At 33.1% G+C, this 19,397-nt stretch carries 17 protein-coding genes; 3 read left to right on the top strand and 14 right to left on the bottom strand.

Annotated elements, in window-relative coordinates; genetic code table 11:
- Position 1 precedes the first annotated feature (1 nt).
- The 4 genes from BXU10_RS07380 to rbfA form a co-directional block, all read right to left on the bottom strand.
- Positions 2–259: a type II toxin-antitoxin system Phd/YefM family antitoxin gene (locus BXU10_RS07380; RefSeq protein WP_031453894.1), complete on the bottom strand. Its 258-nt coding sequence runs from the start codon at positions 257–259 to the stop codon at positions 2–4.
- Positions 260–378: 119 nt separating this feature from the next.
- On the bottom strand, positions 379–1,806 hold the full coding sequence (locus BXU10_RS07375; protein ID WP_078226788.1) for an MATE family efflux transporter: 1,428 nt from the start codon (positions 1,804–1,806) through the stop codon (positions 379–381).
- A gap of 175 nt (positions 1,807–1,981) precedes the next feature.
- A complete protein-coding gene (locus BXU10_RS07370) occupies positions 1,982–3,181 on the bottom strand; it encodes an FtsX-like permease family protein (RefSeq protein WP_031453892.1) in 1,200 nt (399 codons plus the stop codon).
- 1 nt (position 3,182) lies between these two features.
- Positions 3,183–3,575: a 30S ribosome-binding factor RbfA gene (gene rbfA, locus BXU10_RS07365; protein WP_031453891.1), complete on the bottom strand. Its 393-nt coding sequence runs from the start codon at positions 3,573–3,575 to the stop codon at positions 3,183–3,185.
- Between the two features lie 364 nt (positions 3,576–3,939).
- On the opposite strand from rbfA, the gene BXU10_RS07355 reads away from it, so the two are divergent.
- Genes BXU10_RS07355 through BXU10_RS07345 form a run of 3 tightly spaced genes read left to right on the top strand, consistent with a single transcriptional unit; the run spans position 3,940 to position 7,295 of the window.
- A complete protein-coding gene (locus BXU10_RS07355; RefSeq protein ID WP_078226786.1) occupies positions 3,940–5,376 on the top strand; it encodes a circularly permuted type 2 ATP-grasp protein in 1,437 nt (478 codons plus the stop codon).
- A gap of 28 nt (positions 5,377–5,404) precedes the next feature.
- Positions 5,405–6,346, top strand: a complete 942-nt coding sequence (locus BXU10_RS07350) for an alpha-E domain-containing protein (protein WP_078227936.1) — start codon at positions 5,405–5,407, stop codon at positions 6,344–6,346.
- 4 nt (positions 6,347–6,350) lie between these two features.
- Complete coding sequence (locus BXU10_RS07345) at positions 6,351–7,295, top strand: transglutaminase family protein (RefSeq protein WP_078226785.1); 945 nt, start codon at positions 6,351–6,353, stop codon at positions 7,293–7,295.
- Between the two features lie 83 nt (positions 7,296–7,378).
- Here the strand turns inward: BXU10_RS07345 and BXU10_RS07340 are convergent, their stop codons facing one another.
- From BXU10_RS07340 to atpH, 10 genes are all read right to left on the bottom strand, one after another.
- A complete protein-coding gene (locus tag BXU10_RS07340) occupies positions 7,379–8,653 on the bottom strand; it encodes a murein hydrolase activator EnvC (RefSeq protein ID WP_078226784.1) in 1,275 nt (424 codons plus the stop codon).
- A 23-nt stretch (positions 8,654–8,676) separates the two neighbouring features.
- Positions 8,677–9,453 carry a DUF4292 domain-containing protein gene (locus BXU10_RS07335; protein WP_078226783.1) on the bottom strand — a complete coding sequence of 259 codons (777 nt, stop codon included), beginning with the start codon at positions 9,451–9,453 and terminating at the stop codon, positions 8,677–8,679.
- 7 nt (positions 9,454–9,460) lie between these two features.
- Positions 9,461–10,810, bottom strand: a complete 1,350-nt coding sequence (locus BXU10_RS07330; protein ID WP_078226782.1) for a lipopolysaccharide assembly protein LapB — start codon at positions 10,808–10,810, stop codon at positions 9,461–9,463.
- 31 nt (positions 10,811–10,841) lie between these two features.
- Positions 10,842–11,858: a sugar phosphate nucleotidyltransferase gene (locus tag BXU10_RS07325; protein WP_078226781.1), complete on the bottom strand. Its 1,017-nt coding sequence runs from the start codon at positions 11,856–11,858 to the stop codon at positions 10,842–10,844.
- Positions 11,859–11,935: 77 nt separating this feature from the next.
- A complete protein-coding gene (gene dut, locus BXU10_RS07320) occupies positions 11,936–12,370 on the bottom strand; it encodes a dUTP diphosphatase (RefSeq protein ID WP_078226780.1) in 435 nt (144 codons plus the stop codon).
- A gap of 26 nt (positions 12,371–12,396) precedes the next feature.
- A complete protein-coding gene (locus tag BXU10_RS07315) occupies positions 12,397–13,857 on the bottom strand; it encodes a lipopolysaccharide biosynthesis protein (protein WP_078226779.1) in 1,461 nt (486 codons plus the stop codon).
- A gap of 814 nt (positions 13,858–14,671) precedes the next feature.
- The gene (locus BXU10_RS07310) at positions 14,672–15,118 is read right to left on the bottom strand and encodes an N-acetyltransferase (RefSeq protein WP_078226778.1); all 447 of its coding nucleotides are present in this window, start codon (positions 15,116–15,118) and stop codon (positions 14,672–14,674) included.
- 1,176 nt (positions 15,119–16,294) lie between these two features.
- Positions 16,295–17,155, bottom strand: coding sequence for an ATP synthase F1 subunit gamma (gene atpG, locus BXU10_RS07300; RefSeq protein WP_078226776.1), 861 nt, complete (start codon positions 17,153–17,155; stop codon positions 16,295–16,297).
- A gap of 90 nt (positions 17,156–17,245) precedes the next feature.
- Positions 17,246–18,823, bottom strand: coding sequence for a F0F1 ATP synthase subunit alpha (gene atpA, locus BXU10_RS07295; protein ID WP_078226775.1), 1,578 nt, complete (start codon positions 18,821–18,823; stop codon positions 17,246–17,248).
- A gap of 38 nt (positions 18,824–18,861) precedes the next feature.
- Positions 18,862–19,395, bottom strand: coding sequence for an ATP synthase F1 subunit delta (gene atpH, locus BXU10_RS07290; protein ID WP_078226774.1), 534 nt, complete (start codon positions 19,393–19,395; stop codon positions 18,862–18,864).
- Between the last annotated feature and the right edge of the window lie 2 nt (positions 19,396–19,397).

The following is a 19,397-nucleotide window of genomic DNA, read 5'->3' as shown; positions in this document are numbered from 1 at the left end:
ATTATAATTCATCTAAGTTATAAGAAGTCAATTTTCCATTTTCTATTTGTTCAATAGATTCAGATAGTCGTTTTCTGTTTGCCTTAGTTGATAGTAAATGTTGTGTTTCTAATATTGAATTATACTCTTTCATCGAAATTATTACAACCGCATCTTCTTCAGAATTTCTTGGAACTACGATTATTTCTGAGGATTCTGATACTTCATCAAAATAATTTTTGATATTTTTTCTTAATGTTGAGATAGTAATTGCCTTCATAATTAAGTACTTTATATTGTACATTCAAATGTACAATATTTTACATTTGAAAACTCTATTTTCAGAATATTTAACTTTAAATATAAAAGACCTTCTTAGCTAAAGGTCTTTTATATTTTTTATACTTGTACTCGTTTCCACTTTCCTCTTTTATAGAAAAAGATTCCGGCTAAAGTAATCGCAGTTTCTGCAACCGGAATGGCAATAAAAACTCCAGTTGGTCCCATATTAAAATGTTTTGCCAATACATAAGCAAGCGGAATCTGAAACAGCCAAAACCCAAAGAAATTGATTCCGGTTGGTGTCCAGGTATCACCTGCTCCATTAAAAGTATTAATCAAAACCATCCCGATTCCGTAAAAAATAAATCCGATGCTCATCGTACGCAATGCTTCAGCGGCAATTGTTTTGACCATTTGATCATTCGTAAAAAAAGAGATAATATAGTTCCCAAAAACTAATGTAATAATCATAATTGAAGCCATGAAAATCACGTTGTATTTTGCTGTTGTAAAAACCGATTTTTCAGCACGTTCGATTTGTTTGGCTCCTAAATTCTGTCCGACTAAAGTTGCCGCTGCATTACTCAATCCCCAGGCAGGCAGGATAAAAAACATCATAATCCGAAGTGCGGTCTGATAACCTGCCGACCCATGATCTCCTCCGGTTGTAGCTACCAATTTTGCCAGGAAAATCCAACTGCAGGATGCGATTACAAATTGTAAAATTCCCGGAGCTGCAATTTTTACCAAAGCTTTTATTTGTGTAAAATCCGGAGCGAAGTATGAAATTTTGATTTTTAAAATTCCGTTCCCTGAAAATAAATGATATAATTGATATACTACTCCAATACTTCTTCCGATGGTAGTCGCCAAAGCTGCACCAATTAATCCAAAAGCCGGAACCGGTCCTAAACCGTTAATTAAAATCGGGCATAAAATAATATTGCAGATATTAGCAATCCAAAGACTTTTCATAGCTATTGCTGCATTTCCTGCACCGCGAAATATTCCGTTTATTAAAAACAAAAGCATAATGCATAAACTGGAACCAATCATGATTTGGGTAAACCTGAAACCGTGTTCTGCAGATTCTAATGACGATCCCATAAGTACTAGAATGTCTTTCGCATACATAATTCCGAAAATGCTCAATACACTATTAACGGCAAAAGCAATAATAATAGCCTGCATTCCGGCTTTTGCTGCAGCGACCGGATCTTTCTCTCCAATTCGTCTGGCCACAACTGCTGTCGCTGCCATGCTCATTCCAATGGCAAGAGAATATATAATTGTCAAAACTGATTCGGTTAAACCAACAGTCTGAATCGCAAAACTACTGTGTTCCAAATGCCCTACGAAATACAAATCGACCAATGCAAAAACGGATTCCATCATCATTTCCAAAACCATTGGAATGGCTAACAGAATTACTGCTTTTTTGATGCTTCCGGATGTATAATCAAATGATTCGTCTCCTTTCAGCGCTTGTTTTAATGTGGTAAAAATTTTAGAAAATAGATTTTTCTTTATAACTGTTTCTGTCATGATATTTTAGGATAAATGATAAAATTGGTCCAGATGTAGTAATCTGAACTGAAAAAAGTAAAAGCGTAAGTATCCTAAATTATTCTAAAAATAAAATTAGGATTAGGCAGAAACAATCATATGCTGTAGAATTTTTAAGGTGGTAAATATAAGTAATATTTTTGATGAAGAAATACTAATCTAACAGCTTTTTACTCACACGGCTACTGGCAATTAAAGAAGCTACAAAACCAAGAGTAACAATGGTTCCCATTACAATTAGTACATTTTCAAAAGAAAAAACAACGGGATAGGCCAAAGTTGGCGTAATCATAATCAATTCATATTGCTGCTGCAGCAGTACTAAAATCATACCTAAAAAAAGACCAATTATCCCTCCAAAAACACTTAACAAAGTTCCCTGAAGCAAAAATATTTTTCGAAGATAATTGATTTCGGTACCTAAATTAAAAAGGGTTTTTAAGTTTCCTTTCTTTTCTAAAATCATCATAATTAATGCCCCTACCAAATTAAAAAGTGCTACAATTATGACCAGCGTAAAAATCAGGTAGACAACAATATTTTCTGTGTTGAGCATTTTGTATAAGGACTCATTAAGCTGGGCTCTGTTTTTTAGCGTAATTTTATTTTTGAAAATGGTCTGGAGTTGAGAGCGTATTGCTTTCTCATCAGCATTTAATTTCAATTTGAATTCGATACCGGAAATCTGATTCGGTTTATACATTAATAATTCTTGCGTCAAGCCTAAATCTGCAAAAATATATTTAGAATCCAGTTCTTCACTAATGGAATAAATTCCGACAGGCAGTACATCTGTTTTATTGAAAGCTTCTTCGGGATTTTCGATTGCTCCTTTTCCTGGTTTTGGCGCAAATACCTGCAACGGATTTTCAAAGTCCAGAATTCCCATCGAAAAATCCTGTGAAATTCCATATCCAATTACAACCTGATAACTGTCCGGCTTTAGCCATTGACCATTAAAAAGTTTTTTTTTGATATTGTTAACCACAGGATAAAGGCTGTCAACACCTTTTAAATAAGTAACCTGCTGTTTGTCTTTAAATAAAAACAAAACGCGTTCTTCGATAATTTTGGTGTATGAAGCAACTCCTTCTATTTTTTTAATTTGATTTTCCTGAGCAGGCGTAATCAAAAATGACTTTCCGTAGGTGCTGGTCATTTTTAAGTCAGGATCAATTTCATTCGTGAATGAAAGACTGAAAACTTTCAATCCGCTAAAAACGGATAAAACCACAAACAAAGCCATGGTACCAACAATAATTCCGAGACTGGCAATTAAATTGATGATATTTATAGCATTATTTTTACTGATGCTAAAAAGATAACGTTTGGCTATGTAGAGAGGGAAATTCAATTTATGATTTTCTTCTTTTTTCTAAAAGATCACGGTTTTCAATTGGATTTTCTCTGTTGGCTAAAGCATTGTCAATTTTCTCAATATAGTCTAAAGAGTCGTCGATAAAGAATACCAGATTTGGTACACGTCGCAATTGCAAACGCACACGCTGAGATAAATCGTGTTTTATTAAAGTTGAATTTGATTTTATTCCTTCTAAAGTTTCTTGTGCTTTCTCTTGTGGAAAAATACTTAAATACACAGTCGCCACAGATAAATCTGTTGTAACACTTACTTTGGATACCGAAATTACTAAATTATTAATTCCGTTTTTTCTCACTTCACCTTGCAAAATATCAACCAAATCTTTTTGGATGACACCGCCTATTTTTTTCTGTCTGTTTGTTTCCATACTACAAAAATACTATTTTTAATTTCAATCGTATAATTTCATATTCAACATTCAAATGATTTTTATACGATTAATGCTGCTTTGATCAAATTCTACTATTTGATTCTAAAATTAAAATCTTTTATTTCTGTTAAAAGACATGAAAATCATCCGAAATGTTTTTTAGAGAATATCAAATCTCAAAAAAACAAAGCCTTAAAAAAGAAAATTTTCAAAATTAAAACCTCAAAAAACGAATCTGACATAAATTACAAAATTCACATAAAAAAGAAAAACAATCATCTTAAAAAGTTGTATTTTGGATTAAAAAAATGAATAATTTTTATTAAATTACTTAAAATGGCATTTATTTAATAATTCAAGTATGGCGAAATTAGCACCTAGTTTAAATCATAAAGGTTGGGATGAAATGTTTTCTAATAAAGGCGTTCGGGATTCTTATCGTCAGGTTTTTCAAACTTTACAAGGTTTGAATCATAAAACGCTGACAAGTAAGCAAAAACAGGCTTCTGATTTATTCATGAATCAGGGAATTACTTTTACGGTCTATAGTGATGATGAAAATGGAATAGAAAGAATATTCCCTTTTGATATTATTCCCAGAATCATCACACAAGAAGACTGGTTAGAAATAGAATCAGGAATCAAACAACGTTTATTGGCCTTAAATTTATTTTTGGAGGATATTTATAATGAGCAAAACATTATAAAAGACGGGGTTATTCCGGCCGGATTAATTGCTTCCTGTCCGCATTATATTCAGGAAGTTCAGGGTATAAAAGTACCTCATAATATCCATGTGCACATTGCCGGAATCGATTTGATCAGGGGAGCAAAAGGCGAATTTTATGTGTTGGAAGATAATTTACGTTGCCCAAGTGGGGTAAGTTATATGCTCGAAAACCGTGAAATTACAAAACGAATTTTTCCGGATATGCTTTCGTCGAATCATGTGAGTATGGTAAGCAATTATCCGATGATTTTTCACAGTATTCTTGTTTCACTTTCACCCCGAAATGTTTCGAATCCAAATGTCGTTTTGCTGACTCCCGGAGTTTATAATTCTGCCTATTATGAACATAGTTATCTGGCACGTCAAATGGGGATTCCGCTTGTTGAAGGTCGGGATTTAGTAGTTAACAATAGTAAAGTGTACATGAAAACCACTTCGGGCTTACAGCAAGTTGATGTCATTTACAGACGTCTGGATGATGAATATCTGGATCCTTTGGTTTTTAAACCAGACAGCGCACTTGGTGTTCCGGGATTAATCAGCGCTTATCGTCAGGGAAATGTAGCCTTGGTTAATGCCGTAGGAAACGGAGTCGCAGATGATAAAGCTGTCTACGCTTATGTTCCGGATATGATTAAATATTATATGAACGAAGAACCAATTTTGAAAAATGTTCCAACATATCGTATGGAAAATTTAGACGAACGCGAGCATGTTTTTGCCAACATGGAAAGTATGGTTATAAAAGAAACCAACCAAAGTGGCGGTTATGGAATGATCATGGGAAACAAAGCAACTCAGGAAGAAATGGACGAAGCTAAAATTGCGATCACCAGCAATCCCCGAAATTTTATTGCACAGCCTATTATTCAGCTCAGCACGGTTCCGTGTCTGATTGACGGACAGCTTAAATTACGCCATGTCGATTTAAGGCCATATGCCTTATGCGGTCCAAAAGGAATTCAGATTGTTCCGGGCGGTCTAACGCGTGTGGCACTTACTGAAGGTTCTTTGGTTGTAAATTCATCTCAGGGTGGCGGAAGCAAGGACACCTGGATTATTAAATAATATAAACATTCAAAAAAAAATTAAAGATATGCTTAGTAGAGTTGCTGATGGAATGTTTTGGCTTAACCGGTACATGGAAAGAACAGACGGAATGTTACTTACCTTAAACACTTCCTATATTTTATCTTTCGATAAAGAAATTAATGATTCTCAGGGCTACAAACCGCTTTTAGAATATTACACGAGTTTATCTAAGGCCAAAATTCATTCTATACAATATGACACACCTCATGTGTTGAAATACATAATTTGTGATAACCAGAATGACAATTCGGTAAAAAACTTAGTCATTAAAGCACGAGAAAATGCCAGAGGTTCTCAGGATAAAATTACCAAAGAATTGTGGGAGCACATTAATTCGATGTATCATTTTATGAACTCTCCTGATTTACCCAAAAAACTCGAAACCTCTGATGCCTTAAGCGTAATCACAAAACTCAATAAGGACTTACTGCTCTACAACGGAATCCTTCAGGTAACTATGCCACGTGGTTTAGGCTGGTGTTTTTCGAGTATTGGCAAACATATCGAAAGATGCCTGCAAACTATATCGATGACTCAGGCTTACTTTGCTCCAATCAATTACAATCTGGAGGGCGAAGAAGATCTGATGTATTGGAGAAGATTATTATTGTCACTTTCGGGATACGAATTATATCTGAAAAGTTACAGTAATATTTCTCATAATCGAAAAGTGATACACCAGGTAATTTTTAATATGGATTTTGCACACTCTGTAATCTACACCCTGGATTTCATTAATACTTACTTGGATTGTTTGTTTAAAGACACGAATTTAAGTGAAGCGCGAACATTGATGAACCAGTTTGGACGGTTGAAAAGTTATATTGAATTTACAGATTATCAACACCTGACCAATCAGGAATTAGAGGATGTTTTGCAAAATACCAAAAACCAGTTAATTCAGTTTTCGACCGATTTTTCAAAATTATTCTTTTCTTACACTTAATAATATGGCGCTTTTTAAAATAGTTCACCTTACAAAATACCAATATAATTATCCTATAAAAGAAAGTATTAACGAAATACGTTTGTTTCCTCATCATTTTGAAAACCAGGAAGTATTGCAATATCAGCTTTTAATTACTCATGCACCTAACGTTGATATCTCTCAGGATTATTATGGAAACCGTGTTGGCAATTTTAATGTGTTAGACACTCATAATGAAATGACCATTGAATCCCGAATGCTGGTCCGGGTAAATCATTCCCTTAAAATTCCCGAAATGGATTCCACCTCCGTGAAAGATATTCAGGCTGAAAAAGAAAAAAGTATTTTATTATTACGCCTTTGCTACATCGATAAAATTGAAAAACAAACAGAAATTGAAAGCATATTAGAAAAAATAGGTATAGAAAATAAATCTATAATTGAAATTGCTCAACAGTGCAATACGTATATTTTTGAACACTTTATCTATACCAAAGGAATTACCAATATTGAAACTACTGTTGATGAAATTTTAATGCTTAAAAAAGGGGTTTGTCAGGATTTTGCCCACGTGCTATTGCATCTTTTACGTACAGCCGGTATTCCATCACGATATGTGAGTGGTTATATTTGTCCTAATGAAAGTGGGCTTCGAGGTGAGGGCGCTACGCATGCATGGGTAGAAATTTATACCAAAACTCAGGGTTGGCTGGGTTTAGATCCAACTAATAATATCTGGACAATGGACAATCATGTTCGTCTTTCAGTAGGGAGAAATTTTAGCGATTGCACACCCATAAAAGGAACCTTTAAAGGTCTGGCCAGACAAACGCTGTCTGTATGTGTTTCTATTGGATATGAAGACGGGCGGCATTTTGAAGAAATAAATGATGTACAATTACAGGAAGTTTCATCAAGGGTGCAGGAGCAATTAAATTACATGGATCAATTACAGCAACAGCAATGACAATATTAAGTTACAAATTTCAATAGCAAAATCTTAATTAACAAAAGTCATAAAAAAAGGAGCTCGATGAAGCTCCTTTTTTTTTATCTGTTTTGTAACCATCCTTCAGGGTTATTATTTGATGTGTTTTGAAGAATCAAAAACTTAATGATTGTTTTTCCTGTGTCACCACTTGTTCTTACTTTTCCAATACTTTGTTTAACTTTTACTTTATCACCTTGCTCAACTGATACTGAACTTAGGTTTTGATAAACGGTGAAATAATCTCCATGCTGAATAAAAACAGCTCTGTTTACAGGAGATAATGCTATAACTTTTGAAACTACTCCTTCAAATACGGCACGCGCTGTTGCTCCTTGTTCAGTAGTAATCTCTACACCGGAATTATGAACAGTTAGTGTCGAATACAGTGGATGAGGCTGATCTCCGTAACCAAGAGATATAAATCCTTTTTCTACCGGCCATGGTAATTTGCCTCTGTTTGCCTTAAAGTCAGCTGCTAAAATTTTGCCTTCTGGTGTTAATGCAATTCTATCAGATGAATAACTTTTAGCTGGTGCTGGTTCGCTGCTTTCAGTGGCTTTACCTTCTGCTATTCTTTTTCGTCTTTCTTCTTCCGCTTTTCTATTTGCTTCAGCAATAGCAGCACGAATCAACTGCTTAATTTTTGCATCAATTGCTTTAGATTCTTTCTGCTTTGCTTTAGTATCAGCAATAATTTTACTCTTGTCTTTTTTAATCGAATTAACTAGCTTTTGTTGTTCTTTTTTTTCAACTTCTAAGCTTTGTTTTTCTTTCTGATTTTCAGCAATTATCTTTTTCTTTACCTGTCGTTGACCATTCAGTTTAGCGTTGTAATCCACTAATTCTGCTGTTTTAGATTGAATTTCTAACCCTTGGTTTTTTCTGAAATTGGTGTATTGTTTTAAATATTGTGCTCTTTTATATGCCTGTAAAAAACTCTCCGAAGATAAAATAAACATAGCCCTGCTTTGTTCAGAACGGCTTTTGTATGATTTAAGGATCATTTTAGAATAATCTTCTTTTAGTACCGCCAATTCTCTTTTAAGCTTATTTACTTTCAATTGATTAATATACATATCATTGCTTAAAAGTCTTTCTTGTTTAGCTGTAGTATTGATCAACTTCTCTTTCAGTTTGATTTTGTTTTGCTGAATCAAAAAAACATTAACCGCTGATTTTTCTTTTTTCTTTACAGACTGGAGCATCTTTTCATTATCTCGGATTTCCTGCTGAATCTGAGCTTTTCGCTCTTCAAGTTTTTCTTGTTGCGAATCCTGTGCCCACACAAAAGTTGTGGCGCATATAAAAATTAGGCTTAGGAGAAATTTTGGCATCTTTCTGATATCTTTTTGCAAATTTACTTAATTATAATTTTTTTATAGCCACTTGGAACACTATATGGAAAAGAAAGTTCTTCATTAAACGAAATACTATTATAATTTAAATTAATATCTGTTTTACCTTTTGGCTGAATAGCATTAATTTCAATACTGGTTGGAAGCGTCCCCTGATTAAAAACCTTATTATCAGAATATTTAATTTCTAACATCATATTTTCTGAAGCTTGCGAAATCTGTTCTTTTTGCAGCAGATATTTTTCCGGCTCCAAAAAGAAGTTCTTTTTCAGGTTCGTTGCTTTTTCATCTTCTAAACGAATAAGATTTTCTACAATGGTTTGCGTATATTTTCCTTTTCTTAAATCGTCTAAAGCTTCTCCAACTAATAAATTTTGCACTTTAGTATAATCCAGTTCTGTGCCAAGCCATTTGCTTAAACTTGTAAAATCACCTTCATAATAAGTACCATTTATTTTCTCATAATAACTTACGGCAGTAGGTGTAATCAATGCTTTTGCCATAGTAATCCCCAGAAAACGAACACTTACTAAAATTTGTTCATTGTTCTTGATTTTAATTTCGGCAGTAACATTTTGGCTTTGCTTTTCATCAACATATTTTGCACTTGCCTTGATATATAAAGTAGAAAAATCTAATTTGTTCTCGTAATGCTTCTCTATTGATTTATTATCAATTTTAGTTGGTGTTTCAGTATTATTATTTTGTACAGCAACCGATTTTGTTTTACAGGAAATCATAAAGATTGCTGCCAACATTATTACTATATATTTTTTCATCTAAATTTTACTTTTTTTGTTTTAATAACTCATTTGCTTTCAAAAAGTATTCCTCTTTTTTCTTAGCATCTCCCAATCCATTGTACGCCTCTCCTAACTGAATATTAAAATTTGCTTCCATCTTTTTATCATCTACTACATAATCAAGTCCCATTTCTAAAACGGTTTTTGCATTCTTAAATTGCTTCAATTCATTATTTCCTAATCCTGCATAATAATAAAATTGCGGCTGACTTGGATATACCTCAATCATGCTCATCGCTCTTTTGGTCATTGGCTCAAATTGTTTAGCCAGGGTATATACTTCAAGCAAAAGCATATTAGTCTCACGATCTGTATCTGAATTGGCGCTTAAATTTTTCTCATAATATTTAATAGCATTCTCATATTGACCTTTGTTGTGATAAAATTTTCCAATTTCTTTAGCAACATCTACATTTGGATCATTGTCAAAATAACCGATAGCTTTTTCTAAATCTGAAGCATACTGAGGATTTTTATTCACATAAATCAAAAACTCATTCAGCGTTCTGTGCTTGATTTTCGAGTCAATTTTTGGATTGGATAAAATAAAATTCATTGATTTTATTGCGCTGTCTCCCTCATTTTTATCTATATATCCTTTAAACAAACTTACCTGCGCCCAATCTGATGATGGGACTTCCTTAGCCAATTGTTTTGCAACTTCCAAAGCTTTATCCGTTTCTTCTGATTGTGAATATAAAATAATCAGATTTACATAATTAGATTCTTTTTTGGGATTTTGTTTAATCTGATTGATTAAATTATCAATTTCAACATTCTGATGTTTTCCTTGGGATAAAATCTGCAATTTATATCTTTCGCGATCTTCAGATTTTCCGAACTTATCATTCATTTCATTAATCGTCAAAAGCGCTTTGTCAAATTGATTAGTAATCATGTACAACGAAATCAGATCATCTTTATATTCTTCGTCAAAAGGAATAATTTTCTGAATCGTTTCAATTGCTAAAGAATAATTTTTGGTTTCATAACTCACATCATAAATCCCCAACCAGTACCATTTGTTTTTTGGATCTAATTGTGTCGCTTTTTCAAACGAATTTTGAGCCGCTTGGTAATCCTTTAGCTTTAAATAATTTTTACCTAATTCAAAATAAGCAACAGCGTCATTGGGTTTTAATTTAATGCATTTTTCTAACGAAACAATTGCTTTGTCATAATTTTCAATTCCTTTCTGTTTTAATGATTCATAAAAAGAGTCCTGATATTCATCTGTAGCCATAGCAATATCTTCCGGTTCAGTCTGTGCTGAAACCAAAGCCGAACTGCCAAGAAAAACGATAAATAAAAATACTAAAACCCCTCTTTTCATCCTTTACATAATTTCATTAAAAATTACTATCTTATTCTAAAACAGAATAATCACCAATGCTGATACTGGTAAACTTACCATCATAACTAACATGGTTTCCAATCATTGCATTATTCAAATCAGCATTTTTTATATGAGAATTTGTCTGAATCAAACTATTTTTGATTGTACTGTTTTCAACACGTGTTCCTTTTCCTAATGATACATTTGGCCCCACTGTTGCATTTTTCAAGACTACGTTTTCTCCAATATAACAAGGCGGAATAATGGTTGAATTTTCTAAAGTTACATCATAATCAACTAAATGTTCTCCATCATTATGCAAAAACCCTAACATCCTGGTATTGGTTTCGACCGTTACGTCTTTGTTTCCGCAATCCATCCACTCGTCAACGCTTCCTGTTTTAAAAATTTTTCCGTTAGCCATCATGGCCTTAATTCCGTCATTGATTTGATATTCTCCACCATTTTGAATATTATTATCCAAAACCCCCTGAAGTTCTTTTTTCAAATCGCCGACTTCTTTAAAATAATAAATTCCTATAACTGCTAAATCACTTACGAAGTCTTTTGGTTTTTCTACCAATTCAATAATTTCATTATTAGCGTTTAATTTTACAACGCCAAATGCTTCTGGCTGATCTACTTGTTTTACCCAAATTACAGCATCAGCAGCCGGATCCAATTCAAAATCGGCTCTGATTAAAGTGTCTGCATATGCAATTACTGCCGGTCCTGACAAAGAATCTTTAGCACACATAATTGCGTGTCCGGTTCCTAAAGGTAAATCCTGACGATAAATAGATGCTTTGGCGCCTAAACTTCCTGCCAGCTCTTCCAGGCTTTCAACTAAATCCTGTCCAAAAAAAGCTTCATCACCTAATATGAAGGCAACTTCTTCGATTGGTTCTTTTAAAATTTTAGCAATATCTTCGACCAAACGGTGTACGATTGATTTTCCTGCAACTGGAATTAATGGTTTTGGAACAGTTAAAGTATGTGGACGAAGCCTTGACCCGCGACCCGCCATTGGAACGATTATTTTCATATTTTTTTATTGAGATTAAAGATTGAAAAAAAGGCCGTTGAATCCTTAAATTATCAAAACTTTAAATTATTAAATTTCTATTTTACTCCTGTGCTTCCAAACCCGCCTTCACCTCTTGAAGTCTCAGATAATTCCTGAACTTCAATCCATTCAGCTCTTTCGTGTTTGGCTATAATCAATTGTGCAATTCGCTCACCGTTTTCGATTACAAAATCTTCATTAGATAAATTTACTAAAATTACCCCTATTTCTCCTCTGTAATCTGCATCAACAGTGCCTGGAGAATTTAAAACGGTAACACCTTTTTTTGCAGCCAAACCACTTCTGGGACGAACTTGTGCTTCGTAACCTATTGGCAATTCAATAAAAAGTCCTGTTTTAACTATTACTCTTGCTAATGGTTTTAGCGTTATTGATTCTGTTAAATTAGCACGTAAATCCATTCCTGCCGAAGCAATTGTTTCGTAATTAGGTAAATCGTGCTGTGATTTATTGATAATTTGTATGTTCATTTTAGTCTAAAAAATTAAAAAGTAAATTACTTTCTATTCATAATTGCTTTGATAGTCTCTTTTTCGTTATGATAAACAAAATACATGAAGCAAAGTAATAACGGAATTCCAACAAAATAATTTCCATCGAACCCATAAAAAGAAATCGCTGAAAACACAATTGAAATTCCTAAATATGCTCCAATTTTATTCATATCATACGGTATTGGATAGTATTTATTTCCTAAAACATAAGAAATCAGCATCATACTTCCATAAGCTGAAATTGTTGCAATCGCTGATCCGTAATAACTGTATTTTGGAATTAAAAAATAATTTAAAAGTAATGTTATAACTGCTCCAACAATAGAAATGTAAGCTCCTATTTTCGTCTTATCTGTTAACTTATACCAAACAGATAAATTGTTGTAAATTCCTAAGAAAAAATTTGCCAGAATAATTAACGGAACTACTTTCATAGCTTCCCAATAGGATTTATTATCAAGCAGAAGAAGTTTTAAAAGATCAGCAAAAACGATTACGCCTAATAAAATAAGAGATCCTAAAATCACAAAATATTTCGTGATTACAGCATAGGTTTGAGGTGCGTTTTCATTTTTTGCATGACTAAAAAAGAACGGTTCTATACCGAGTCTGAAAGCTGTAGCAAACAAAACCATAAACAATCCTAATTTATAACAGGCAGAATAGGCACCTACTTCTGACTTTGCTAAATTTTCTGGTAATAAATAACCCAGTAAAATTTTATCAAAATGTTCGTTAACGGCAAATGCAATTCCGGCAACCAAAATTGGCAAACCATATTGCATCATTTTTTTCCAAAGTACTGGATCAAATCTTCTTCCAAGTGAAAGATAATTCGGCGAAAGCACAATAAATGTTGCCAAACTCGCCAAAAGATTTGCGATAAATATATAAGCTATTTGAAAATTTTCAACATATAAATTATCCCAGACAGAATTTGGATTTTCAGTTGCAAGTTTTGGTAAATACAGTAAGAAAAATACATTTAGTAGAAGGTTTATGATAACGTTTCCAATTTTAATAGCAGCATAAATCATTGGTCTCTGATTAGCTCTAAGTTTAGAAAAGGGCACTATAACCAAAGCATCCAATACTAATATCCAAACAGAATAGGTAACAAATTGTGTATCAACTTCAGCTAAATTGGCCAAAGTATTTCTAAAGATTAAAGCTGCAAACAAAAAACCAATTGAAGTCCAAAATATTGATATTGTTGCTGTTGCAATTACATTTTTTTTATCATCCTCAGCACTGTAAAATCTGAAAAAAGCGGTTTCCATTCCGTAAGAAAGTATTACGTTAAAGAAAACCATCCAGGATAATACAATCGAAACTTCACCATATTCAGCAGTTGGTAAAATACCAGTATATAACCTAACTAATAGAAAGCTTAGCATACGGGGCAATACTGTAGCTAATCCATAAATAGCTGTTTGTTTGAATAGATTTTTATATAATCCCAAAATAAAAAATAATAAGGTTTGCAAAAACAAAAATAACCAATTCTTTGGTTTATTAATGGTTTTAAAGGTTCAATAAAAAACACTTTTATACTAATTTATTACTTTAATTTTTTTTATATTATTAAAACAAAATTAAAATTAGTAGAACATTTACAATTCTATTAGATGTTGTCCGGTAAAATTTCCTGCAACGAATCCAAAAAATTATATATCTAATTGAAAACTAACTACTTTTAATAAAATCTGATTTGTCAATTGTATTAATATCAAGAAATAAGTCATTCCTGATTTATTATTCTTTAATTTTCTTGTAGTTTTTTTGAAAAAATCTCTTAACATGTGAAATATATAAAAAATAACTAAAAATTATGTAACCCTTTTTTTACACTCTGTTCTTAAATTTGCTAAACAGGGATTGAGTAAAGCTAAATACAACCCTTATAAAAAAGAAAGCACTGGGACTAATAAAGCTTGTTTGTTCCCATAAAAGACAAAGCAAGGGATTGATTCTGCTGAAATGTAACCCTTAAAAAACAGAGCATTGGGACTAATAAAGCTAGTTTGTTCCCATAAAAGACAAAGCAATTGCAGATAATAATCTGTCCAGTAATTTTATAAAATGGTAGTGATTCTCACTTTTTTGGGGAAATTGAGAATCACCATTTTATAAGTAATATTAGAAAAAATAAAATTTTAAATATATTAAAAGAGCCAGCTGTTAAATGCTGGCTCTTTTTGCTTTTATTACATCATCATAATAATTTCAATTTCTGATTAACATATCTCAAATAGTTTAAAAAATATAGCAAGTTTACTATTGGGTGAGTTTTTTTTCGTCCAATATCTTTACAAAATGAAATCCTCTTGGTGCAAAACCTTGGTTGTAATAAAAGCGATGTGCCGGGAAATTACCTGTAAAAGCGTCCAAAACAATACTGCTACAACCTAAGTCAATTGCTTTTTTTTCAATATAATCCGTTAACAGCTTTCCTATTCCTTTAGATCTAAATTCGGGATGCACCACAAAATTATCTATTTCAAGATATTTACCTGTCCATAATTTCGTTCCTGACCAACAACCTGTAATTCCAAGACAAACATTATTTTCAAAAACGGCAATCTGAATATAATTATGTGCTATCATTTCTGATAAAAATGTTTCATATTTTTCTAATGAAAGTTTTGGATAAAGAAATTTGATTGTTTCGATTTGAACTAACATTTCTTTGATTGTTGTAAGTTCTTTTATTTCTAAATTCATTGTAAATGTGATATGATGTTCAATAATACGTTTTCTAATCTTTTCATTATCATCCTTAATTAGCTATAAATGTAACAAATAATGGTTTAGGTAATTAAATGCAGCGTTTTAAAAAATAAAGTTAAAAATCACTAAATGTGGGTATTGTGATATTAAGAATATAATTAAATATTTGTAATAATAAAAAGCAAATGTTTTTTATTAAAAAATTGTAATAAACACAGGGAGTAATACAGCTGATATGTGACCCTTTAAAAAAACAGAGCTTTGGGGTATATAAAGCTAATTGGCTCCCATAAAAAATCAAAGCATAGGGATTGAGCGTAGCTGATTTGTAACCCTTAAAAAACAGAGCATTGGGATTTAAAGCTAATATTGTTCCCACAAAAAACAAAGCATAGGGATTGAGTACAGCTGATTTGTAACCCTTAAAAAACGGAGCATTGGGATTTAAAGCTATATTGTTCCCACAAAAACAAAGCATAGGGATTGAGTACAGCTGATTTGTAACCCTTAAAAAACGGAGCATTGGGATTTAAAGCTATATTGTTCCCACAAAAACAAAGCATAGGGATTGAGTACAGCTGATTAGTAACCCTTAAAAAAACGGAGCATTGGGATCTTATAAAGCTAGTTTGTTCCCACAAAAACAAAGCAAGGGATTGAGTACAGCTGATTTGTAACCCTTAAAAAAACGGAGCACTGGGATTTAAAGCTATATTGTTCCCATAAAAACAAAGCAAGGGATTGAGTACAGCTGATTTGTAACCCTTAAAAAAACAGAGCACTGGGATTTAAAGCTATATTGTTCCCATAAAAACAAAGCAAGGGATTGAGTACAGCTGATTTGTAACCCTTAAAAAAACAGAGCACTGGGATTTAAAGCTATATTGTTCCCACAAAAACAAAGCAAGGGATTGATAGAGCTGATATGTAACCCTTAAAAAAAACAGAGCATTGGGATCTTATAAAGCTAGTTTGTTCCCATAAAAGACAAAGCAAAGTGGTATTATTTCCACTGACAATCTTTAAAATGGAACTGATTCTTGGGGAAAGAATTCTCAGGAATCACCATTTTAAAATTTGATTTAAGAATTATGGGGAATTCTTAAAACACAAAAAAAGAGCCTGCATTTGATTGCAGGCTCTTTTTTGTATTTATAAATTCTAATCTACTTATCCATTCAAGGCTTCAGCACCACCAACAATTTCTAAGATTTCATTAGTAATAGCAGCCTGACGAGCTTTGTTATATGTCAATTTCAATTGATTTCTTAATTCAGTTGCGTTGTCAGTAGCTTTGTGCATTGCTGTCATACGCGCTCCGTGTTCTGAAGCAAATGAATCACGAATACCTTTATATAATTGTGTTTTTAATGATTTTGGAATCAAAGTTAACACGATTTCTTCTTTTGAGGGCTCGAAAATATAATCCCCTGTAGAAACCACTACATCAGATTTAATTGGAGCTAATGGCAAAAATTGCTCAACCTGAACAATTTGAGTTGCAGCATTTTTAAACTGATTGTAAACTAATTCAATTCTATCGTATTCTCCTGATAAGAATTTTTCAGTTAATTTATCAGCAATTGCAGCAACATTTTCAAAAGTTAAATGATCAAAGATTGCATTATGATGACCGTGAACTTTATGCGTTTTAGTCAAAACGTCGTTTCCTTTTTTCCCTATTGGAAAAACATCAACTTCTTTTCCAGCGTAAAACTGAGTACGGTTTTTAATCTCTTTAATAATATTTGAATTGAATGCACCACATAAACCTCTATTCGAAGTTATAGCAACAAGCAATACTTTTTTTACTTCACGTTGTGTTGTGTAATCACCACCTACTTCACCTTCAAGTGTAGCAGAAAGATTTTGCAGCAACTCCGTTAATTTCTCGGCATAAGGGCGCATTGCAGTGATTGCATCTTGTGCTTTCTTAAGCTTTGCAGCAGAAACCATTTTCATAGCCGATGTAATTTGCATCGTCGATGAAACGGAAGTAATTCTATTACGGATTTCCTTTAAATTTGCCATTTGTTAATTAAAAATGTGACAATTTGAAAATTAGATAATTAGACAAAGTCCAGAGACATTTTCTAATTATCTAATTGACTAATTCTCTAATTAGATATATTTTGCTGAAATTTCTTTTGCCGCTTTTTCGATAACATCAGTAATGTTGTCATCTAATTTACCCGCTTTCAACGCGTTAAGCGTGTCTTTATGTTTACTGTTTAAGTAAGCTAAGAAATCAGCTTCAAATTCTTTTACTTTATTTACAGGAACGTTTCTTAATAAGTTTTTAGAACCAGCGTAAATAATAGCAACCTGATTTTCAACTGTATAAGGATCGTTCAAACCTTGTTTCAAGATTTCAACGTTTCTTTTTCCTTTTTCAATTACGTTTAAAGTAACTGAATCAAGGTCAGAACCAAATTTAGCGAAAGCCTCTAATTCACGGAATTGAGCCTGGTCCAATTTTAATGTTCCAGAAACTTTTTTCATTGATTTAATCTGAGCATTACCTCCAACACGAGATACAGAGATACCTACGTTAATCGCAGGACGAACCCCAGAGTTGAACAAATCTCCATCAAGGAAAATCTGACCATCTGTAATCGAAATTACGTTTGTTGGGATATATGCAGAAACGTCACCAGCCTGAGTTTCGATAATTGGTAAAGCAGTCAATGAACCACCACCTTTTACGATAGACTTGATAGAATCCGGTAAATCATTCATGTTTTTAGCAATTCCGTCATCAGCAATTACTTTACAAGCACGCTCTAATAAACGAGAGTGTAAGTAGAAAACGTCTCCAGGGTAAGCCTCACGTCCCGGTGGTCTTCTTAATAAAAGAGAAACCTCACGGTAAGCAACAGCTTGTTTAGATAAATCATCATACACAATAAGGGCAGGACGACCTGAATCTCTAAAGTACTCTCCAATTGCAGCACCTGCGAAAGGAGCATAAACTTGCATCGGAGCCGGGTCAGAAGCATTAGCTGCAACAATAACTGTATAAGCCATTGCGCCTTTTTCTTCTAACATTTTAGCGATTCCTGCTACAGTTGAAGCTTTTTGTCCAATTGCAACATATATACAGAATACAGGTTTTCCTGCATCGTAAAATTCTTTTTGATTTAAGATCGTATCGATACAAACAGTTGATTTACCTGTTTGACGGTCACCAATTACAAGCTCACGTTGTCCACGACCAACCGGGATCATAGCATCTACTGCTTTTACTCCAGTTTGTAACGGCTCAGTAACTGGCTGACGGAAAATAACACCAGGTGCTTTTCTTTCTAAAGGCATTTCGTATAAGTCTCCACCAATTGGTCCTTTTCCATCAATAGGAAAACCAAGAGTGTTTACAACACGCCCTACCATTTGCTCACCTACTTTAAGAGAAGCGATACGTTGAGTTCTTTTTGCTGTTGATCCTTCTTTGATACCCGTTGATGGCCCTAAAAGTACCACACCCACATTGTCTTCTTCAAGGTTCAATACAATAGCTTCAAGTCCGTTTTCAAATTCAACTAACTCACCATATTGTACATTAGATAGCCCGTAAATACGAGCAATACCATCTCCAACTTGAAGTACTGTTCCTACTTCCTCTAGCGTAGCACCAGATTCAAAACCTTCTACTTGCTTTCTTAATATTGCTGAAATTTCAGCAGGTTTGATTTCCGCCATCTTAATTTATAATTTAGACACTTTTTGTGTTATAAAAACTAATTACTTAACTCTCTCTTTAATACTTGTAATCTGTTTGCAACTGAAGCGTTGTATTGCTGATCACCTATTCTTAAAATAAATCCTCCAATAATTGTTGGATCTACTATATTCTCAATTGTTATTTTTTTATCTGACAAAGTTGCAACTTTAGCCAAAACTTTAGCTTCTAAAGCAGCATCCATTGGGATTGCTGTCGTAATTTTTGCTACTTCTATTCCATTGCCTTCATCAAATACTTTGCTGTATTCTAATGCAATTGCTTCTAAAATTTCAAATCTTTTGTTTTCGAATAATAAATGAAATAAACCTTTAGTTACACCATTAACATCTGCGAAAACTTCTAAAAGAGCACTTTCTTTAACTTCAACTTTTGTAGTTGGGTTTTGAATAAATGTACTCAATTCTGTATTAGTTTCAATTGCAGAAGCAATTGATTTCATATCGTTATTGACAGCTTCGGCAACACCTTTAGAGTTTGCTAAGTCTAGAATTGCTTTTGCATAACGAATTGCTGCTCTTGTACTTGCCATAA

The sequence above is a fragment of the Flavobacterium sp. LM4 genome (assembly GCF_002017935.1).
GTDB lineage: Bacteria > Bacteroidota > Bacteroidia > Flavobacteriales > Flavobacteriaceae > Flavobacterium > Flavobacterium chungangense.
Note: the sequence above shows the minus strand (reverse complement) of the source record. Positions and strands in the feature narration are given on the sequence as shown.